This is a genomic window from bacterium (assembly GCA_040757115.1).
In the GTDB taxonomy this organism is placed as follows: domain Bacteria; phylum UBA9089; class CG2-30-40-21; order CG2-30-40-21; family SBAY01; genus JBFLXS01.
Genome location: JBFLYA010000075.1, coordinates 1 through 16932 on the forward strand (window position 1 = coordinate 1; position 16932 = coordinate 16932).

Here is a 16932-nt window from a genome sequence, read left to right on the forward strand (position 1 = left end):
TTATAGTTTATGGTTTATGGTTTATAGTTTATGGTTTATGGTTTATAGTTTATGGTTTATGGTTTATAGTTTATGGTTTATGGTTTATGGTTTATGGTTTATAGTTTATGGTTTATAGTCTATAGTCCTTCAACTATAAACTATCAACTATAAACTATCAACTATCTACTACATTTCAGCGTTAAAATACTTGAAGCAAAGATATTACCAAATTCCTCCAACTCTTTGAGAAACCCTGCTACTTCCTCTTTGAAATTTGATTTGTAATTTTGCATTTTGATATCTAATATTTGATATCTAATATTTGATATTTATTTATTGTCTCTCCCAAATCCTATTTTGCAGAACCCTATTGGAAAATGGTAAATAAGCAAGCAAGCACCATTACCCCTTTCGTTATTTTGCAGATATTACCCTGTTTTTCCCTTCTTCTTTAGCCCGATAGAGTGCCTTGTCTATTTTTTCAACAAACTCAAATTTACTACCGACATCTAACTTTGGATATGTTCCAATACCAATACTCATTGTAACTGAGGTGTTAGGTGGAAGTCCGGAGAAGATATATTCTTCGATTGAGCATCTTATCCTTTCTGCGGTCTTAAAGGCGCCCTCACTATCTGTTTCTGGCATAATCACTGCAAACTCTTCACCACCATAGCGTGCCACAACATCCATATCTCGAACACACCTTTTTAATAAAGACCCTATCCCTTTTAAAATCATATCCCCGGTTTGATGTCCATAAGTATCATTTATCTTTTTGAAATTATCTATATCCCCAATCAACAGAGAAAAGGTTAATTTATATCTTTTTGCTCGTTGGAATTCAGTTTCCAGGACTTCCTGAAAATGACGATGATTATAACATTTAGTTAAACCATCCGTAATGGCTAAGAGTTTAAATTGGTCATAAAACATCGCATTATTAATCACAATTGTGGCTTCATCCGCAATAATATTGAGTATTTCTATTGTTTCTGGATTAAAGGCATTTTCAAAGGCACTGGCAAAATATAAAATGCCTATCACTGATTTGTGTGCCCGCATGGGAATACTCAAGGAAGACCTCACCTTTATCGGAGCATCCTTTTTCCCTTTTTGTGCTGTTGATTTAATCGTTGTTACCCGTAGATTATCCTGACGGACAGTAAAGTCAGCCTTTGTCATCCCTTCAGTTTTTATTTTTGCAATGCACTCGGTTAAAAAGCTTTCAGATATTGATTGATTTATATAGACCATCATATTTATTGTTTCATCCTGTTCTATCATCACTGAGGCTAAATGATAGTTAACAACCCTTGTGAGCAACCCTAAAATTTCCTTGATGACATCCTCACAATTATCACAGGTTCTCGCAATTCTATTAATTTCATTTAACAGTGTTGTTTGAAAGAGTTTTTTATCTAATAGCCCATTGAGGCGATACAGGATGTTATCAATTGTTGTCTTGGGGATTTCTACTGGTTTTTTCTTTCTTTGTTCTTCAGTTTTCTCAAGGACACGAACAATCGCATTAAACAACTCATCAGATTCAAAGTCTTTGATAATATATTCATCTGCCCCGGTCTGTAATCCCCAGAATTTGTCTTTGGGTGCATCTTGAGAAGTAAGCATAATTACCGGGATGTAAGAGATATTTTCATCGCCTTTTAATAATCTGCAGACCTGGTAGCCATTCATTTTTGGCATAAGCACATCCAATAACATTAAATCTGGTAATTCGAGATATGCCTGCTCGATGGCTTCGATTCCATCTTTTGCGACAACGGTTTCATATCCTTCCTTCCCAAGGAAGAATCTTAACATCTCAACAATGGTTGGACTATCATCAGCAATCAAGATTTTATCTGCCACTTCGTGATTTTATCCTCCTCATTATTTCATCTGGTATTTCATCCAGGGGTAGAATTTTGTCCACACCACCCATTTCAATAGATACTTTTGGCATACCAAATATGGCGCAGGTTTTTTCATCCTGGGCGATAGTGAATCCGCCGGCGTCTTTAATTGCTTTTATACCAATTGCTCCATCATCACCCATACCTGTAAGAATTATACCCATCGCGGAATCCTGATATGCCTGGGCTACGGATGTAAGTAAGACATTCCCGGCGGGTTTATGACCACCAACAGGCGGCGTATCTTCTAATTTTATCCGCTCGTTTTTAGTTACAGTCATATGGACAAAAGACGGAGCAACATATACTGTTCCTTTATTAAGTCTCTCCCCATCTTTTCCTTCTCGAATTTCTATGGCACATTCATTATTCCACCAATCAACTAATCCTTTCGTAAATCCATCAGAGATATGTTGAACAATGACGATTGGTATCGGGAAATCAACAGGTAATTTAGATAATATTTTCCGAACAGTTTTAGGTCCACCAGTAGAAGAAGCGATGCCAATTATCTTGAATTTTGCCTCAGATGGGGTAGGTGTAGATTCTAAAAACTCTTTTTCCTTTTTGAGGAGTCTACCGCCAAGATGAGTAATTACCTTTACATTTACCAGGATTTTTACTTTATCTATAAGTTGTTTTCTTTTTTTTGAGGCAGGATTTAACAATTCTGAGATATTTGGTCTTTCGATAACATCTAATGCCCCAGAATTTAATGCTTTAAATGCAATCTCCATATCTTTTGGAAGTAAGGAGGTAATGACGATAATCGGGGTAGGATGGTAAGCCATAATATGTTCGGTTGCCTGGAGTCCATCCATAATCGGCATAACTATATCCATCGTGACTATATCTGGTTTTAATTCGGGTATGAGGTCAATTGCCTCTTTACCGTTAGTCGCCGTGGCAATGACTTTAATCTCTTCTTCACTTTCTAAGGCACTGATAATTGCATCACGGATAATCGCTGAATCATCTACAACTAAAACTTTTATTGGGTTTTTCATCATAATGTGTCTCCTAATATTTTATACGGAGTAAGACGCGGTCAAAACTTACACCTTTAACGAATGGATGAATATCTGTTTCCACAGCATACTGACGAATCAATAATTTTTTTTGTAGCAAATCTTCTATTTTAATATCAGTAACATCGTATCCAAACTCTTTTAATGCCTGCCATACCCGTTCGGCATTAATTCTATCAGGTCTCATAAAAATATCAATATCTAATGTTGCCCGCGCATAACCATGCACAGGAAAAGCAGTTGCCCCGATTATTACAAAATCCACTTTATGTTCTTTTAATGATTTCAAAAGGCTTTCTGTATCCACTTTTCTCCAATAATTCTCTCATCTCTTTTGATTTTTTAAACATCATCTCAAATCGCTGACGAGTGGTAAGAGATAAGAGATACTTTAATTCAAACTCCATTTCTTTTTTTTCATTATCTTTATCTAATTTTAATATTGGACTCATAACGCTCCTTCAGACCAAGTAACTGTTCACCGCAAGATGCCACAGAGACGCAGAGAAAAAATTAAAATCTATTCACCAGAGACAGAAATTTTCTTTTTTTTGTGCATTTCGGGTCTTTCGTTGTTTATTAATCTTTTAATACGGACTTTGGACTAACTGTTTTTAAGCCTTTTTAAACACCGAAAAACGCGAAAAACACAAAAAAAAGATATTTTCCTCTCTGCGAACTCTTGCGTCTCTGCGGTAAATTACCACCTGAACGGTTACCAGACCAAAGATTCTCATAGATAATTTTTAAAAGTCTGTCGTATGTTCCCTCTCTTCTCTTGTTTATTTCACCACTGCTGGCATAAATTCTGTAGAGCCATAGATACCGTAGATGCCGTGTTCATTGAGCCATTTTGCCCGTTTAAGATAACCCAGTGCCGGCCCAATGACATTTGCCGCCATTGTTGTTTCATCACCGAGTATAAATTTATGGCTTGAGATTTTCCCATCAAAGGTCTTACCGGTTAATGTCATTGTTGTCGTTACTGGTTTTTTAGCATGTCGGGTATCCAGGACTCCACCTACTTCAACCTTATCTCTTAAATCGACTACACCTGCTTTTTGGAGAAGTAAATCATCGGCATGTTCCATCTCATGCAATTCTAATATCCCATTTCGTTCGTCTAACAACTTTGTTACATCTTCATCCGAGAGTGCCTTTGCTTTTTCAACAGTAAATCCGGGTAAATGGGCAATATCTTCACGAATAGTGGCTTTATATGCCTCCCAATTGGCTATTCCGACACCCCACCAGATGATCACTTTTGAAACTTCAATAAATGATTGAGCGGCTATGACCGCCGCCGCAGTTAATAAGCCTGGTGTTGCCCCGGCGCCAGTAATGTAAGTGTTCTTCGTTGATTTTAGCCCTTCGTTTAGTTCAAACATCAATTCCATCGCCTGGGTCCTTTTCAGGGCATCAGTCCATACCCCCTGGTATCCAGCATCAATAAACCGTTGAGTAACTCCTGGAATGAATTCATTTGGCAAATTAGGCAAGGCGACAAATATGCCATCAATGTCATTACTTAGTTTTATAATCTCGCCAATTGAGTCATCAGACATTTTCCCATCAGGCATTTTACCCACGGTTGAACCTATTTTAATCTCTTCAATTTCCGCACAATTAAGTCCATCTGGATTAAAGGCAAATCCCTGATGGTCGCAAATAGCGATTAATCTCATCTCTTTTTTCAAACTAATAATTTTCCCCGCGGCTTTACCTAAACCACCTGCACCTAACACGGCTATTCGCATCATTTTCTTTTTTAGCCTCCTGCTCATAGTGTCGTGTTGAACAAATAACGCACTGAATTTGATTCTGGTAACTGGTGATTGGTAACTGGTAATTAAATACCGTTTGGCTAAGCTCAGGACGAAACTATTTAACCAATTACCAGTTACCAATTATCCGTTTGTAGGTTACTCAACACTACACTACACTATTATAATATAAAAAATACTTCTCTTGCAACTATTTTTGGAAAATCACAAGCAAAATGCTTGTGTTACCTGATTTCAACTGGAAACATCACCTTTAATTTTTTATGTAATAATTTAATCTGATATGTAGTTTCTTTTAAAATCTCTCCATCGACATGGGCTATTAATGACATTGGGAAACTGACAATAATTTCTTTCGCTCGATACATTTTTACCTCTGGGAGCAAAATATGGGTTCCTTTTAATACCTTTGGTAGATTACATAGTGCCTTTAATTTACCTATTCCCTGGACAATACATACATCAAATAATCCATCGTCAAGAATAGCGTTGGGAGTAAGTAAAAATCCTCCACCACACCTTTTTCCACATCCTATGGTTATAAGCAAAGGAATCAGGTTAATAGTCTCATCATCTAAATTAACATTTGCCTGAATAGGTTTATATTGAAATAATGTTTTTATGACGGCATATAGATACACGGCAACGCCCGTTAAAATTCCTTTATATTTTAAGCGGTGATATGCTACCTGGGCATCAAATCCTATTCCCAGACCATTAATAAAATATCTGTTATTTACCACGCCGACATCAATCTTTTTAACTATTCCATTAACTAATGTTTTACATGCCGTTTCAATATCTTTTGGAGAAAGTCCCATCATCCAGGCAAAATCATTACCTAAACCAATGGGGATGATACCTAAAATAGCCTCCTGCTCAAAATCAATTATTCCATTTACTACTTCATTTATCGTTCCATCTCCACCAACAGCAACTATTAGATTAAAACCTTCTTCTACAGCCCTTTTGGCTAAAGAGATACCCTCACCAGGTTTTTGAGTAAAGGCTGAATCAAACTCTAATCCTTGTGCCGTCAAGTTTTGTTTTATTTTGTCGATTTCTTTATCAAGTCTTCTTTTACCCGCATAAGGATTCAGGATTAACTTTAATTTACCCATATCACTTCCGTTTAGCGTTGATGATAAAACCTAAGACAATTCCCAGTATAGCCAATAAGAGTAGCCCACTAACTAACAAGCCTTTTAATTTAATAAAAGATGGGGATTGTTGTGGGGATGGAAATTTTTCTTTTGCCTGAACCTTTGTTTCTTGTAATTCTTCTGGTTTTTTATACTTTTCCTGGATAATTTTTTGTTTTTCCTGCTTTTGTTTTAAGATTAATTCCCGTATCTGGCTGGGTGGGCCCTGTTCAAATTGCACCGCAGAGAAAACATACCCGGGAACCAATAATAAAACAAAAATAAAACACCAGGTTAAAACACACATTTTTACATTCATATTGATTATATTTTAACACAAGATTATGAGAATGTCAACTTTTTTATGTTAGCAATTGGTAACTATTCACCACGAAGGGCACGGAGAGCACGAAGTGAAATTTGATGAATTATCGAATAGAGTCATTGGATGCGCGTAACTATTCAGCCACAGATGGACACGGATGAGACACGGAAAATCCGTGAACCGTGTCCGGGAGCCGTGTCCGTAATTAGGCTGATGGTTTTTCCTCCTGTTGTCCTTTGCCCTCTGCCTTCTGCCCTCTGCCCTCTGCCCCCTGCCCTCTGCCCTCTGCCCCCTGCCCTCTGCTATTTATCTGTGCCAATCCGTGTCAATCAGTGGTTGAATAGTTACCTTTAAATTTAGAATTGCTGGATTGTAAAGGTATAAACATTATTTTTTCTACTTTCCTCAATATTAGATTTTCGGTGAGTAGCATTGTAGTTTAAGTCAAAGGAGATTTTTTTAGTGAGTTGATAAGATAACCCCGAAGATATGGCTTGAAGTTTATCCTCACGAGTGCTATCTTCCCAATTGCCCTTCATAGAAGTAAAATTTAAATTAAAATTAGTTTTTCTATTCAATCGGCGGTAAAGTCCTATTTTTGCCATTTTTACCTCCACGGGCTCAATTACCGAACGGGTGAAATTCGTATCCTTCCCGAATGTAAGATTAAGTGATGTCTTTTGATTAATCTGGCGATTAAAGTTTGTCGTAAATGCAAAGGAATGAGAATCTCCACCTGCCACTTTTCTGTTTTCCAGTTTAACGATTAATTCACTGTTAATCTCTGGACTCAGTTCGTATTTTATCCCCACCCCCAGAGAGTCAATGTTCTGGTTAGAAGAGTTTTTATATGCCCTCTTTTTATCTTGATATACCAATCCTGTCTTTAATCGTTTCGTTAAGGTATAATAAATATCAAAAAGTATTCGATTCTCTTTACTATCGTTTTCATCTTTCTTTCTAAAATTAAAGTCTTCGTATTGATACTTAATGTTAGTTTCAAGTGGAGGTTTTGGGGAGATAAATTTTATTGTTGTGTCAAAGGTTTGTTTTAAATATTCCCGCCTGGTTACTGAAAAATCCTCTTCGAGTGTTTCTTCTTTATCTTCGATGAAATTTCCTTGTATCGAAAGAATAAGTTTATTGGAAAATCTATGCCAACCTGTAAGATTAAGGTTATGTTGAACACTTTTTTGCTTAATATCCTTATAATCTAAAAATTTCACTCTATAGTCTATCTCAGATAGCCATTTTTGAGCAATTATTTTAGTATTTATTCCTGGAATAATTGTAGTTATAAATTCGGCTTTCGGCTCAGTCTCAAAAAATATATTGTCGTTATATTCAGTTTTTAGAGTAATAAAAATATCAGGTTTAGCTTTATCTAAGGCATAAACTCCTGACGGGGATATAAAGATTACTAATATTAGAAGCAGATTACTGATTAATTTTTTTCCTATTTTCATCAACATCCTTAATTATAATTTATCAGTATATCCTAAATTTGGAGTTATGTCAAGAGGCTGACCGAGAATTTTTTAAAAATATCGTAACCGTTCAGGTAATCCTTTACCGCACAGACGCAGAGGAACAGAGAAGACATAGAAATAAAGTAACTATTCAGCCACTGATTAACACGGATTAGCACGGATAAATACAGAGGGCAGAAGATAGAAGGCAGAGGACAGATGAGAAAGGGGGAAACGGAGAAAAGGAGAAACAAATGGAGAAGAAGAGGAGACACGAGGCACTATACCTGAATTTTCAGCCATCAGCCTTCAGCCTAATTACGGACACGGAAAACGGACACGGATTATGAATTTTCACTGTTTCATCCGTGTCCATCTGTGGCTGAATAGTTACTTTTAATGTTGTTGTACTCAAGAGATTGCCCTGATGAAAATCAGGGATGTTAAGCGTCTCGTCCATAGATTTTCCCCTCTTGAGAGGGATTAGGGATGTGTTTTTCTCTGCGTCTTTGTATCTCTGCGGTGAACGGTTACAAAAACGACTTTTTCAACACCCTCGAAAAAAAATACTTGACAAACTAAAAAGATTATGTTAAAATATGAATAATTAGGTATAAATGGAATAAGTCAGTAAAAATATTGGTAACACCCAAATGAAGTATTATGGAAATCAACTGAGCAGTTATCGGTAATCAGGCAATCAGTAATTCAGATAAATCGTTAAAACCGATTACTTCAGATGGCTAAATGGTTACAAATATTGATATACTGACTACGGCAAAATGGGGTGATTTAAAATGTTAGAGGATTTATTGACCACCAGGCAGTTAGCTGATTATTTAAAGGTACATGAAATGACCATTTATAAGCTCCTTCAATCTCAAGAAATCCCTGCTATCAAGGTGGGTAGAAAGTGGAGATTTAGAAAAACTACTATTAAATTATGGATTGAAGAGCGAGAGGCTGAGAGCGTCAAAAGATGGACTCCTCAAACTACTAAACCAAAAAGATGGAATGCACAGATAGAAATGATAGAAGTAGAAGAAAGAGAGAAGGAGTTGTATGATATTTTTAAGGTGGAGATTTGATAAAAGATACCACGAAGGCACACGAATGGACTCTAATAATGTCCCACTGTAACCGTTCAGGTATAGATAAAAAGACAGTAATTATTCAGCCACTGATTAACACCTATGGGGTCAAATGACACTATCACGGATTGGCACAGATAAATAGCAGAGGATAGAGGGCAGAAGGCAGAGGATAGAAGGTAGAGGACAACAGGAGGAAAAACCTTCAGCCTAATTACGGACACGGTTCACGGATTCTCCGTGTTTCATCCGTGTCCATCTGTGGCTGAATAGTTATGTCCCACTGGTGATTAATCAGTTACCATTTAACCAATTACCAATCACCATTGTATAAATTCGTGTTTATTCGTAGCTAATAATTTAAGAGGAAGAATATCATGGAAGAGATTAAAAGAATAAAGACAGGTATTGAAAATTTGGATGACAAAATCCTGGGAGGAGGAATACCTACATACTCTGTAAATATCATTGGTGGTACCCCTGGTAGTGGCAAAACTATCCTTACTCAGCAAATTCTCTTTAACAACGCCTCTCCTAAAACAAGGACGATTTACTTTACTACCGTCTCTGAGCCTACTGCCAAGCTTATTCATTATCAAAGAAGTTTTGATTATTTTGATGAACAGAAGGTCCGGGATGGTGTAGTCTCCTATGTTGATATTGGACATATTATTCATAGAGATGGTTTACAGGCGGGTATTGAAGCAATTACTGCGGCTATTGATAAGCACTCTGCTTCTATTGTAGCTATTGATTCATTTAAGGCAGTAAATGAATTAGCTGAATCTATTTCTGCCTTCCGTCAATTTGCCTATAGGTTATGTGTAGAATTGATTGCCTGGCGTTGTACTTCTTTTTTAGTAGGTGAATATAATCAAGAGGCTTTAGAAAAAGAACCAATATTTGCCGTTGCTGATGGTATTATTCACTTAGATAATAAGATTCAAGGGGTACAAAACCGCAGGACTCTTCAAATAACCAAGATGCGTGGTGTGAACTATTTTGATGGTATTCACTCACTTAGTATCTCTAAAAAGGGTATTGATGTCTTCCCTCGAGCTAAAACACCACCTAAACTATCATTTGAGCATCTTGGAGAAAGAAAAATATCCACAGGCGTTTCGGGATTAAATGAAATGACTGCTTCAGGGTTACCACTTGGTTCATCTACATTGGTTGCAGGAGGGGCTGGAACGGGTAAGACTACCTTAGCACTTCACTTCCTTATGAATGGAGTAAAAAATAAAGAACCAGGATTGATGGTTACCTATCAAGAGACTCCAGATCAATTGGAGATTATAGGTAAAGGTTTTGGCTGGAATTTGAAAAAATATGAAGAAGAAGGTTTGCTAAAGATTATCTATACCTCTCCGGTTGAGTTAGATATAGATGAACATGCCATTGCTATTAAAAAAGCAGTTGAAGAGGGTAGTCTTAAAAGGGTAGTTATTGACAACCTGAGAGATATTGAAATTGTTGCTAATAACACAGTTCGCTATCATGATTATGTCTATTCATTGGTTAATTTCTTTAAGTCTAAAACGATTACTTCGATATTGACTACTGAGACAGAAGAGCTTTTTGGTGTACCAAGACTATCCAGTGGTATTTCGTTTATTGCTGATAATGTCATCTTGCTAAATTATATGAATGTAGAATCTGTTATCAAAAGAGCGATGACAGTCTTGAAGGTAAGAGGTAGTGACCATGATAAGGAGATAAAAGAGTTTGTGATTACATCTGCTGGAATGGAAGTAAAAATCTAAGAAGATTTAGCATTTCTACGCCGTTCCCGACGATCCTGAATGTGAAATACTAAAAGAAATACACCAGCAACAATAGAAAAACTGAAAAGTACAAGAGTAGCCGCTTCCATCAGTTTATTCCTCCTTGTCTTTAGGGATTAAAAAGTAGGCTCCTATTGTCAATAGGATAGCACATATTATTCCACTCATTAAGTAAAGAGGTTTGAAAATACCTGTTATCAAACTACCAATTATACCGACAGTTAGGATAAACTTTACTATATCAAAAAATAAATCAGCTAATTTTTCACGACGCTTGCGATTATACATAGTTTTTTCTCTTATTTAATTATAACCAATATTTCTATGAATGTCAAGAAAAAAATGCTACAAGAGGGAGGTAAGTAAGAATGAATGAAAAAAAGTATTCAGAAAAGGAAGTAGAGACGAAAATCAAACAAGAGATAATAGGTCTCTATGAGGAATTGTTTAAAACCCTCTGGGAGAAGATTGCTGTTACCTTAGGCGGGATAACTTTAGTAGCTTTATTCCGACGAATTATTAGAAAGGTCTCTTTAAAATACACATGGATGAAAAGAGTAGAGGTAGGAGAAGAAGGACTTGATTTTAAAAATTTACACCGTAAGATGTGTGAGAGTGATAAAGAGGTAATGAAAGAGGGATTTAATACTGTTATTGCTGAATTATTCTCCTTCTTAACACAAATGACCGGTGATATTTTAATAGGTGAGCTGGAAAATATAGTTGAGAAATACATACCAGAAATGAAAGAGGAATCACGCACTACGAATAAGGAATTAATTTTTTAGAATTTCATCTGACTAAAAAGGAGGAATAAAGTCATGTCAATAAGAATTAAAAAATCAGTTTCTACAGTAGATTTAAAACCTCTCCATACAGGCTTAAGAGGTTTTGATGAGATTATCTTGCCAAATGGCTTACCACTGTATTCTCTTAACGCCATCACCGGCCATCCAGGTAGTGGTAAAACTGTATTTACTTACCAACTGCTGTTTAATAATGTTAGCAAAGAGAATAAAGCCTTATACTTTACCACCATCTCAGAGCCACCAATTAAGGTCATTCGCTATTTGCAGCAGTTTAAGTTTTTTGACAAAGAGAAATTCTTCAAGTATATTAAGGTGATAGACCTGGGAAGTGTCTTAAGGAAAGAGGGATTAGAAAAAGGTATTAAGTTTGTCATAAATAAGATTGATGAGGAGGAGGCAAAGATTGTAGCTATAGATAGTTTTAAAGCTATTCATACTCTACTTGGGTCTGAAGAAGAGATTCGTAAATTTACCTATGATTTAGGGGTTGAACTTCTTGCTTATCAATGCACATCATTTTTAGTTGGTGAGTATACAGAAGCGGAGACAGAGCAAGAACCAATATTTGCCATTGCAGATAGTATCATCAATATCTCATCCGATACCAAAGGATATTTACGCAGACGCTACTTAGAGATACACAAGATGCGCGGCTCTGGTTACTTTGCTGGTAAACATCGGTTCTCAATTACAAAGGATGGAATTATAGTTCATCCAAGACTTATGCCAAAGCAGAAAATGGTCAAACCTGATATAGATGTTTCCTGCCCAAAAATAAAGACAGGGATAAAAGGTTTAGATAAGATGCTTAATGGCGGCCTCTTTACAGGTTCATCTACACTAATAGCGGGTAATTCAGGGACAGGAAAGACTACTTTAGCTCTTAAATTTCTACAGGAAGGAGCTATAAATGATGAGCGGGGACTTTTAATATCATTTGAGGAATCACCTAATTTGATATTCAGATTAGCAAACTCATTTAATATCCCGTTGGCAGAGTTGGTAAAAGAAAATAAGATTATCATCTTACATTACTCCCCAGTAGAGCTAAATGTAGATGAATTTCATGCAAAGATTATGGAGGTTACACATCAACAACAGATACAACGAGTGGTTATAGATTCAATAGCGGATATTGAGGTATCCATTGGAGACCCTACACATCTTAAAAATTATATACTATCTTTAATAGACTACTTTAATGAACAATCTATAACCAGTATTTTGACATCAGAATCAATTGAAGGGACTACCTTTGGTATTACAGAAACTAAACTTTCAGTGATTATTGATGTCATCATCCAATTAAGATATAAGGAGGAAGAAGGGAGGATAAATAAATATATTACTATTCTCAAGATGCGCGGTTCTGACCATGATAAGGAAATTAAGAAGTTTGAGATTACAAACTCTGGGATGGTAATTGGTAACTGGTAATTGGTAACTGGTGATTGGTGATTGGTGATTGGTAACTGGTGATTGGTAACTGGTAATTGGTAACTGGTGATTGGTAACTGGTAATTGGTAACTGGTAATTGGTAACTGGTGATTGGTAACTGGTGATTGGTAACTGGTGATTGGTAACTGGTGATTGGTAACTGGTAATTGGTAACTGGTAATTGGTAACTGGTGATTGGTAACTGGTAATTGGTAACTGGTAATTGGTAACTGGTGATTGGTAACCATTTAACCAGTTACCATTTAACCAATTACCAAATAAAGGAGGACTTCAATGGAAAAGATAAGGGAAGAGGAAATTTTGACAGCTAAAAAGGAAGAGGTGGTAGATATCTATGAAGATTTGCTTAAGAAGGTGTGGGATAGGATTGTACTGACATTAGGGGCGGTTACTGTAGTTGCTCTGTGGCGTAGAGTGATTAAACGGACTGCTAAAAAATATACGATTCTTCAGTACTTAGATGTTACCACTGAGGGAATTCAGTTCCAAAAATTAAAATCCAGAATATCTGAGCAGGAAAAAAAGATTATCAAGGATGGGTTTGAAGAGTTGATATTGGATCTATTTGATCTATTAGCTGAATTGACCGGGGATATGATTGTTGATAAATTATTTAAGAATGAAGTTACAACCAGGCTGAAAAGTATCCCAGAATAACAAAAGTAGAGAGTAGAAAGTAAAGAGAAATAAAGCTGATGCAGGAGGAAAAAATGATACAAGAAAAAAGTAAATCTTATTTAGAAGAACTTTATAAAATCTCGGAGTTGATGAGTTCTACATTTGACTTAGAAGAATTGTTAGAATTGATTATGGACTCAAGTATTAGAGTAACTAAGGCAGATGAAGGCTCCCTGATGCTTTTAGATGATAAAGAAGAAACTCTACAGATTAAGGTTGCAAGAGGTCTGCCAGAAGAGGCTAAGAAATCAGTCAGAATCAAAGTTGGCGAGCCAATTGCAGGCCTGGTAGCTAAAGAGGGAAAACCATTGCTTCTTACACACCAGAGTATTAGACAAGACCCCAGACTTTCAGCCCTTCAGGAAAGAGGAGCTATTAAATCAGCTCTTTCTATCCCCTTAAAGACTAAGGATAAGGTCATTGGGGTACTTAATTTGAATGTCATTATTACTGAGGCTACTTTTACTAAAGAAGATGTAGCACCTCTTACTATTTTTGCTGCACAAGCTGCCGTGGCGATTGAAAATGCTATGCTTTATTCTACTGCACAGCGTCGTACTGGAGAACTTATCATACTGAATAGAATTGGCAAAATGCTTAGTTCTACATTTGAGCAAGACCAGGTGTTAAAATTAATGTCAAAAAGTCTTGAGGAGATGATAGAGTTTGATATATTGACTTTACTTTTGTTAAATAGTGAGCGAGCAATGTTAAATATAATTTCACAAGAGCCTATTTCAGATGAATTAGTGGAGAAGGCTAAATTTCATCTGATTGATATACTTTGTGAATTTACAAATTGGAATTTTGATAAAAATCCAATCATTATCAAAAAAGCATTTAGAAAAAAGAGGCGAAAGGTTGTTTCCCATCCAATCAAATCTACCTTGAGTCTTCCTTTAGTGGCTAAAGATGAGACAATTGGTGCAGTAAGTATTTCAAGCTTTCAACCCAATGCCTTTACTCAGGATAACTTAAGAATGTTTTCTACCTTAACACCACAGGTGGCGATTGCCTTAGAGAATGCACGCATTTATATAGATATGCAAGACCTTTACACTGGTACGGTCGAGGCGTTGGCTTCGGAGATAGAAACTCGGAATCCATACACTCGGGGTCATTCAGAGCGGGTAACTCATTATGCGGTTAAAATGGCTAAAAAATTAGGATTTAATCAAAAAGAGATTGAGGTGATGAGATACGCAGGACTTCTACATGACCTGGGTAAGATTGGTATCAGTGACCAGGTTTTACTTAAACCAGGTAAATTAACTGATGAAGAATACGACACAATGAAACATCATCCAATCAAAAGTGAATCTATTTTACGGGTAATTGCATTTTTACGACAGATATTGCCCATTGTTCGCCATCATCATGAGCATTATAATGGGAAAGGCTATCCCGATGGATTAAAGAGTAAAAAGATACCATTAGGTGCTCGGATTATTACTGTAGCCGATGCCTTTGATGCTATGACTTCTGATAGGCCTTATCGAGAGGCAAAATCTGTAGAAGAAGCTATAGAGATATTAAAAGAATGCTCAGGTACTCAGTTTGACCCAAAGATAGTCAAAACATTTCTGGAAATAGTAGCAGAGGAAAAGTAGAGAGTAGAGGGTAGAAAGTAGAGAGAAAAGAAAACCATGCAAAAGATTAGCCAAAAATCTCTCTACTCTCTACTTGCTACTTATGATATAAGGAAGTAATCTAATGCAAATAACAAAGGATGATTTAGAGAAAAAACTAAATATGCTTGCTTTACTTTACCAAAAGACGGAAGTTTTCTTCTCTTTCTTACACATAGACAAGTTAGCATTAGAGATAGTTAAGAAGGCAAAGGGATTTTTAGAAGTAGAGATTTGCTCTTTAATGCTTAAAACAGACGATACACTATACATTGCCGCTGCAATAGGTTTAGTTAATGATATAATCCAACAGACAAAAATAAAATTAGGTAAAGGGATATCAGGCTGGGTAGCTAAAACAGGGGAGCCCCTACTAATCAAAGATATAGAAAAGGATAAAAGAGTTCGGAAAAAACACCAATCCAAATATTATACTAAATCTTTATTATCAGTACCACTTAAAAAAGATAATAATGTCCTGGGCGTCCTTAACCTGAATAATAAGAAAACTAAAGAGATTTTTAATGAGGATGATTTAAAATTAGCTACTATATTAGCTAATCAAGCAAGTTTGGCAATCGATAGAATTCAACTCATACAACAAGAAGATGAGCAAAAGAGGATGGTAAAAAAGAGGACTCAAGAGTTAAATTCATTGTATAAATTAGGCATCAGATTAAGTTCTTCACTTAATTATATTGAGATAATACAAATCCTTGAGGAGGAGTTACATAAGATTTTCTATTCACCAATAATAGTCTTGATGCTATTTTGGGAAGGGATAAAGAAGGTAATAGTCAGCAGCCAGTATCGAATTACAGATACTATGATTGAAAGGGTTAAAAATGAGCTAACACATAAATTACCACTATTTTATGATGAAGAGGTAAATTTAGATAGTTTTGAGTTTACTATACATCAAAAAGAGGAAATTCTACCTGTATCTAAAAAGGAATTAGCTAAACATAAGGTCACTTCATTACTTTTACCGTTAGTCTCAGCAGATAATGTAATTGGGGTAATTAGCTTAGGAAATAATGTATCACATCCTTTTACCAAAGAAGACCTGAGGTTATTCAATATTATTGCGAATCATGGTGCTGTAGCTATTGAGCAGGCATTATTGCATAAAAGGGTAGAGGAATTAGCTATCACTGATGGTTTAACTGGATTATTTAATCATCGCCATTTTCAAGAATGCCTGGATACAGAATTTAAACAAGCTCACCGTTATGGTGGGCCGTTTTCGTTAATTATGTTAGATATAGATGATTTTAAGGATTATAATGATACTTATGGACATATAGAGGGGGATGATGCATTAGTAAAAATGGCGAAGGTAATGAAAGAGAGCTTCAGGGAAGTAGATATTATTGCTCGTTATGGCGGTGAAGAATTTGTTGTCATTTTACCTCAGACGGATAATAAAGCGGCTTACTTAGCTGCTAATCGACTACGAGTGGCTGTAAAACGAACGAAGTTTATACAAGAGTCTTCTCTTACTATTAGTCTTGGTGTAGCTACTTATCCACAACACGGTGCTCAAAAGATAGAATTAATTAGGAATGTTGATGAGGCGCTATATCAAGCTAAAAGTCGTGGGAAGAATCAAGTCTGTATTGCCGCTACATCCTCGCAGGTTACTCTAACAATAAACTAAAAACCTGTCACAACTTCATACTAAATTGGTCATTTTGACCTATAGCGGTTATTAACTGGAAGTTTACATAGGATAATATCCATAAATAAGGCATGAGAATAATCGTTCCGTTAGGAACATAATATCGGTAGGAATAGATAGACAAATCAATCAGTTCCGTAGGAACGATATATT

Annotated in this window: 18 protein-coding genes and 1 pseudogene; 8 read left to right on the forward strand and 11 right to left on the reverse strand. The window is 36.1% G+C overall.

Going from position 1 to position 16932, the window contains the following annotated elements:
- Positions 1-396 precede the first annotated feature (396 nt).
- The 8 genes from AB1422_08435 to AB1422_08470 form a co-directional block, all read right to left on the reverse strand.
- Positions 397-1854: a diguanylate cyclase gene (locus AB1422_08435; GenBank protein MEW6619346.1), complete on the reverse strand. Its 1458-nt coding sequence runs from the start codon at positions 1852-1854 to the stop codon at positions 397-399.
- Complete coding sequence (locus AB1422_08440; protein MEW6619347.1) at positions 1844-2908, reverse strand: chemotaxis response regulator protein-glutamate methylesterase; 1065 nt, start codon at positions 2906-2908, stop codon at positions 1844-1846. The genes AB1422_08435 and AB1422_08440 overlap by 11 nt, the downstream gene beginning before the upstream one ends.
- A gap of 10 nt (positions 2909-2918) precedes the next feature.
- Positions 2919-3233 carry a nucleotidyltransferase gene (locus tag AB1422_08445; protein ID MEW6619348.1) on the reverse strand — a complete coding sequence of 105 codons (315 nt, stop codon included), beginning with the start codon at positions 3231-3233 and terminating at the stop codon, positions 2919-2921.
- Positions 3193-3378, reverse strand: coding sequence for a hypothetical protein (locus AB1422_08450; GenBank protein ID MEW6619349.1), 186 nt, complete (start codon positions 3376-3378; stop codon positions 3193-3195). The genes AB1422_08445 and AB1422_08450 overlap by 41 nt, the downstream gene beginning before the upstream one ends.
- A 330-nt stretch (positions 3379-3708) precedes the next feature.
- Entirely contained in the window at positions 3709-4686 is a 978-nt protein-coding gene (locus tag AB1422_08455) for a saccharopine dehydrogenase-like oxidoreductase (protein MEW6619350.1), read from the reverse strand.
- A gap of 248 nt (positions 4687-4934) precedes the next feature.
- Positions 4935-5831 carry a diacylglycerol kinase family protein gene (locus AB1422_08460; protein MEW6619351.1) on the reverse strand — a complete coding sequence of 299 codons (897 nt, stop codon included), beginning with the start codon at positions 5829-5831 and terminating at the stop codon, positions 4935-4937.
- Between the two features lies 1 nt (position 5832).
- Entirely contained in the window at positions 5833-6171 is a 339-nt protein-coding gene (locus tag AB1422_08465) for a hypothetical protein (protein ID MEW6619352.1), read from the reverse strand.
- A 362-nt stretch (positions 6172-6533) separates the two neighbouring features.
- The gene (locus tag AB1422_08470) at positions 6534-7643 is read right to left on the reverse strand and encodes an outer membrane beta-barrel protein (GenBank protein ID MEW6619353.1); all 1110 of its coding nucleotides are present in this window, start codon (positions 7641-7643) and stop codon (positions 6534-6536) included.
- 38 nt (positions 7644-7681) lie between these two features.
- Here AB1422_08470 and AB1422_08475 point away from each other — a divergent pair, with 38 nt between their 5' ends.
- The gene (locus tag AB1422_08475; GenBank protein ID MEW6619354.1) at positions 7682-7822 is read left to right on the forward strand and encodes a hypothetical protein; all 141 of its coding nucleotides are present in this window, start codon (positions 7682-7684) and stop codon (positions 7820-7822) included.
- A 119-nt stretch (positions 7823-7941) separates the two neighbouring features.
- Here AB1422_08475 and AB1422_08480 read toward each other — a convergent pair whose 3' ends face one another.
- Positions 7942-8106, reverse strand: coding sequence for a hypothetical protein (locus AB1422_08480; protein ID MEW6619355.1), 165 nt, complete (start codon positions 8104-8106; stop codon positions 7942-7944).
- 337 nt (positions 8107-8443) lie between these two features.
- Here AB1422_08480 and AB1422_08485 point away from each other — a divergent pair, with 337 nt between their 5' ends.
- Positions 8444-8734 carry a helix-turn-helix domain-containing protein gene (locus AB1422_08485; protein MEW6619356.1) on the forward strand — a complete coding sequence of 97 codons (291 nt, stop codon included), beginning with the start codon at positions 8444-8446 and terminating at the stop codon, positions 8732-8734.
- A 380-nt stretch (positions 8735-9114) separates the two neighbouring features.
- Entirely contained in the window at positions 9115-10503 is a 1389-nt protein-coding gene (locus tag AB1422_08490) for an ATPase domain-containing protein (protein ID MEW6619357.1), read from the forward strand.
- 114 nt (positions 10504-10617) lie between these two features.
- On the opposite strand, the gene AB1422_08495 is transcribed toward AB1422_08490, so the two are convergent.
- Positions 10618-10812: a hypothetical protein gene (locus AB1422_08495; GenBank protein ID MEW6619358.1), complete on the reverse strand. Its 195-nt coding sequence runs from the start codon at positions 10810-10812 to the stop codon at positions 10618-10620.
- Positions 10813-10892: 80 nt separating this feature from the next.
- Between AB1422_08495 and AB1422_08500 the strand changes: the two genes are divergently transcribed.
- Both AB1422_08500 and AB1422_08505 read left to right on the forward strand, forming a co-directional pair.
- The gene (locus AB1422_08500; protein MEW6619359.1) at positions 10893-11312 is read left to right on the forward strand and encodes a hypothetical protein; all 420 of its coding nucleotides are present in this window, start codon (positions 10893-10895) and stop codon (positions 11310-11312) included.
- Between the two features lie 33 nt (positions 11313-11345).
- Positions 11346-12770 carry an ATPase domain-containing protein gene (locus AB1422_08505; protein ID MEW6619360.1) on the forward strand — a complete coding sequence of 475 codons (1425 nt, stop codon included), beginning with the start codon at positions 11346-11348 and terminating at the stop codon, positions 12768-12770.
- 92 nt (positions 12771-12862) lie between these two features.
- On the opposite strand, the pseudogene AB1422_08510 reads toward AB1422_08505, so the two are convergent.
- A pseudogene (locus tag AB1422_08510) lies at positions 12863-13027 on the reverse strand (hypothetical protein).
- A gap of 38 nt (positions 13028-13065) precedes the next feature.
- On the opposite strand from AB1422_08510, the gene AB1422_08515 reads away from it, so the two are divergent.
- The 3 genes from AB1422_08515 to AB1422_08525 all read left to right on the forward strand — a co-directional run bounded on the left by AB1422_08515 (position 13066) and on the right by AB1422_08525 (position 16758).
- Positions 13066-13449 carry a hypothetical protein gene (locus tag AB1422_08515; GenBank protein ID MEW6619361.1) on the forward strand — a complete coding sequence of 128 codons (384 nt, stop codon included), beginning with the start codon at positions 13066-13068 and terminating at the stop codon, positions 13447-13449.
- A 53-nt stretch (positions 13450-13502) separates the two neighbouring features.
- Entirely contained in the window at positions 13503-15080 is a 1578-nt protein-coding gene (locus AB1422_08520) for an HD domain-containing phosphohydrolase (protein MEW6619362.1), read from the forward strand.
- Between the two features lie 103 nt (positions 15081-15183).
- Positions 15184-16758, forward strand: coding sequence for a diguanylate cyclase (locus AB1422_08525; GenBank protein MEW6619363.1), 1575 nt, complete (start codon positions 15184-15186; stop codon positions 16756-16758).
- The last annotated feature ends 174 nt before the right edge of the window (positions 16759-16932 follow it).

What these genes read in the sequence shown, in the direction of transcription:
- AB1422_08470 (MEW6619353.1), bottom strand. Translation starts at nt 7,643, where the DNA reads ATGAAAATAGGAAAAAAATTAATCAGTAATCTGCTTCTAATATTAGTA.
- AB1422_08525 (MEW6619363.1), top strand. Translation starts at nt 15,184, where the DNA reads ATGCAAATAACAAAGGATGATTTAGAGAAAAAACTAAATATGCTTGCT.
- AB1422_08490 (MEW6619357.1), top strand. Translation starts at nt 9,115, where the DNA reads ATGGAAGAGATTAAAAGAATAAAGACAGGTATTGAAAATTTGGATGAC.
- AB1422_08485 (MEW6619356.1), top strand. Translation starts at nt 8,444, where the DNA reads ATGTTAGAGGATTTATTGACCACCAGGCAGTTAGCTGATTATTTAAAG.
- AB1422_08505 (MEW6619360.1), top strand. Translation starts at nt 11,346, where the DNA reads ATGTCAATAAGAATTAAAAAATCAGTTTCTACAGTAGATTTAAAACCT.
- AB1422_08495 (MEW6619358.1), bottom strand. Translation starts at nt 10,812, where the DNA reads ATGTATAATCGCAAGCGTCGTGAAAAATTAGCTGATTTATTTTTTGAT.
- AB1422_08440 (MEW6619347.1), bottom strand. Translation starts at nt 2,908, where the DNA reads ATGATGAAAAACCCAATAAAAGTTTTAGTTGTAGATGATTCAGCGATT.
- AB1422_08455 (MEW6619350.1), bottom strand. Translation starts at nt 4,686, where the DNA reads ATGATGCGAATAGCCGTGTTAGGTGCAGGTGGTTTAGGTAAAGCCGCG.
- AB1422_08460 (MEW6619351.1), bottom strand. Translation starts at nt 5,831, where the DNA reads ATGGGTAAATTAAAGTTAATCCTGAATCCTTATGCGGGTAAAAGAAGA.
- AB1422_08520 (MEW6619362.1), top strand. Translation starts at nt 13,503, where the DNA reads ATGATACAAGAAAAAAGTAAATCTTATTTAGAAGAACTTTATAAAATC.
- AB1422_08450 (MEW6619349.1), bottom strand. Translation starts at nt 3,378, where the DNA reads ATGAGTCCAATATTAAAATTAGATAAAGATAATGAAAAAAAAGAAATG.
- AB1422_08480 (MEW6619355.1), bottom strand. Translation starts at nt 8,106, where the DNA reads ATGGACGAGACGCTTAACATCCCTGATTTTCATCAGGGCAATCTCTTG.
- AB1422_08515 (MEW6619361.1), top strand. Translation starts at nt 13,066, where the DNA reads ATGGAAAAGATAAGGGAAGAGGAAATTTTGACAGCTAAAAAGGAAGAG.
- AB1422_08465 (MEW6619352.1), bottom strand. Translation starts at nt 6,171, where the DNA reads ATGAATGTAAAAATGTGTGTTTTAACCTGGTGTTTTATTTTTGTTTTA.
- AB1422_08500 (MEW6619359.1), top strand. Translation starts at nt 10,893, where the DNA reads ATGAATGAAAAAAAGTATTCAGAAAAGGAAGTAGAGACGAAAATCAAA.